Raw genomic sequence first — 2,866 nt, 5'->3', positions numbered from 1 at the left:
TTAAATCCTCATCATTTATTTGATGAGGATTTTTTGTTTTATAACTCTCCGAAGTGTTCGGAAAACGCCTCAGCTGGTCGCCTTTCCTTGAAGAATCCTCATCTTGAATTTGATTAGGTTTTTTTGTGTATAGTGCAGTTTGTAATTGTCTATGAAACTTATCCATATAAATTTATCTTTTAACGTCTTTTTTTATATTTTTCTTAGCATATTCAGACGGATCAAGTGGTTTAATAATATTTTTTTCATTTATGCAAATTTGAAATAGGGAAATATTTCTCCTTTTATAATATTTTTCAAACAAAACCTCTCTTAAGTAGCTATAGAACTATCCATGCATGGCTTACTGATTTTCGCGTAAATATTTTTAATAAAGTTAAGAATAGATTAATTTATTATCCTTAAGTTTTTGTTCGGAGTTTGATTAAACTTTAAGTTGTATTTTTGTTTTAAATATAAAAATATAATATGAAAATAATTTTTTTGTTTTTGACATTTATTATGTCTTTAAACTCACAAGCGCAACAACGCCCCAAATTAGTGGTAGGTATAGTGGTAGATCAAATGAAAATGGAATATTTATATCGTTTTTCAGATGATTTTTCTGCGAATGGTTTTAAAAGATTAATGAATAATGGATATACTTTTCACAATATGCATTATAATTATGTTCCCACTTATACGGCTCCTGGTCATGCAAGTATTTATACTGGAACTACTCCATCTACACATGGAATAGTAGGAAATGATTGGTTCAATAAAGCTATTGGAAAAGATATGTATTGTACGGATGACGCATCTGTAAAAATAGTAGGTGACGGTACAGAAAAAGAAGGAGCAATGTCTCCTAAAAACTTGTTAAGTACTACAATTACTGATGAGTTGCGAATGGCAACAAATTTCAAAGGTAAAGTGATAGGATTAAGTATTAAAGATCGTGGTGCAATTTTGCCTGCGGGTCATTTTGCTAATTGGGCATTATGGTATAGTAAAACTGGAGCTTTTATCTCAAGTACTTTTTATGGTTCAGCATTGCCTAATTGGGTAACCGAATTTAACCAAGAAAAACGATACATGAATTATATTAATAAAGGTTGGAATTTATTGAAACCTATAGCTACTTATAATGAAAGTCTTCCTGATGATAATCCTTATGAAGGAAAATTAGATAAAGCTAACGCGCCCGTTTTTCCGTATGATTTAAGTAAAATTTATAAAGAAAAAGGCGCAGATGTTTTAAGAACTACACCTTTTGGAAATGATATTTTGGCAGAATTAGCTATGAAAGCTATAGAAAAAGAAGAATTAGGGAAAGATGATATTACAGATTTTTTGACTGTTAGTTTTTCTTCAACGGATTATGTAGGACATACTTTTGGACCGCGTTCTATGGAGTTACAGGATACTTATTTGCGTTTGGATCAAACGATGGCTCAGTTTTTAAACTATTTAGATAAAACGGTTGGAAAGGATAATTATTTGCTTTTTCTAACTGCTGATCACGCTGGAGCTGAGAATCCAAATTATTTAAAAGATAACAAATACAATGTAAAAAATATTCCTTCGAAAGACATTGTTGCGGCATTAAAAAAACATTCAAACGAAACATTTGGTTCAGATTTGATATTGGATTATTCTAACTTTAATCTTTTTTTTAATAAAGAAATTATAAAACAAAAAGGTTTAGAATTAACTAAAGTAAAACAAAGTTTCAAAGATTTTTTGATGACACAAGAACAAGTTAAAAGAGTATACACTGAAGAAGAAATTTTAGCCTCATCAGGAGATGATTATTTTTTAAGTTTTATTTCTAAGGGTTATGATCCTAAACAAAATGGAGATATTGTCATACTTGATAAAACAGGTTATATGCAATATCAAGCTACGGGAACTACACATGGTTCACCTAATAGTTATGATACACATGTGCCTTTACTTTTTTATGGATGGCAAGTTCCAAAAGGAGAATTACATACTAAAAAATACATCACTCAAATAGCGCCAACGCTTTCTCAAATGTTGAAAATTCCATTTCCTAATGGAACTGAATCTGAAGTTTTAGAAACGCTTTTGGAAAAAAAATAATTCATTTAAAATCTTTTTTAAAGAATAAAAAGCTCCTATCTTAAATGAGATAGGAGCTTTTAAATTTTTAAGTTTTTTAGAATTTGTTTTCTACTTCAGCAGCCTCTAGCATTAAATAATGCAAGTCGGTGTTTTTTATGAAAGGTTTCAGTAAATCACTTCCGGGTCCATACATGGCTAATTCACTATAATCAGCAGAATGATCCATACTGATCCAACCTACTGAATTGTGTTTCTTTTGAATGTCAGCCAGTACTTTGAAAGGCAAGTGTTTTGGATTATAGAGCCCTTCCTCTAATTTTATATTCGAATAAAAATTCAAAATTTCTTTTGCCTCATCTTCTTTTAAAACTGTTTTATTAGCATATTCAATTCTTTCAATTACTTGTGATACAGATGTTTCTTGACCAATTCCATTTAAAATCCAATCGTTGGTTTGTCTGTAATTTTGGATCGAATCAAAATTTTCATTGGCATCTTTTCCATAGATAATTCCCGGATTTGCATTCCCATGATCTGTGGTGATAATGACCAATGTGTTTTTGTCTTTTTCAGCAAAATCAATAGCAACTTTTACGGCTTCATCATGAGCTACTTGATCATAAAGTAATCCAGCGATGTCATTTCCATGTGCTGCCCAGTCTACTTTTCCTGCTTCAACTTGCAGTACAAAACCATTAGGATGATTGGACATGCTAACTTAGCCATCACAGAAAGTTAAGAAATAATCTTAATTTTAGCCTATGAAACAAGTCCGCAAAATTTATGACAAAGCTTTTAA

General features: G+C 30.6%; 1 protein-coding gene and 1 pseudogene. One reads left to right on the top strand and one right to left on the bottom strand.

The window, feature by feature from the left end:
• The first annotated feature begins 468 nt into the window (after nucleotides 1-468).
• The gene (pafA, locus tag BMX64_RS15505; protein WP_091174488.1) at nucleotides 469-2,085 is read left to right on the top strand and encodes an alkaline phosphatase PafA; all 1,617 of its coding nucleotides are present in this window, start codon (nucleotides 469-471) and stop codon (nucleotides 2,083-2,085) included.
• A gap of 76 nt (nucleotides 2,086-2,161) precedes the next feature.
• Here pafA and BMX64_RS15500 read toward each other — a convergent pair.
• Nucleotides 2,162-2,779 (bottom strand): annotated as a pseudogene (locus BMX64_RS15500) (alkaline phosphatase); the annotation flags it as partial.
• Nucleotides 2,780-2,866: the final 87 nt, after the last annotated feature.

Source organism: Flavobacterium sinopsychrotolerans (assembly GCF_900110375.1).
GTDB classification, from domain to species: Bacteria; Bacteroidota; Bacteroidia; order Flavobacteriales; family Flavobacteriaceae; genus Flavobacterium; species Flavobacterium sinopsychrotolerans.
This window is presented reverse-complemented; position numbering and strand designations above follow the sequence as displayed.

Excerpts from the sequence above, each read along its gene's own strand:
- pafA (WP_091174488.1), top strand. The coding sequence starts at position 469 with ATGAAAATAATTTTTTTGTTTTTGACATTTATTATGTCTTTAAACTCA.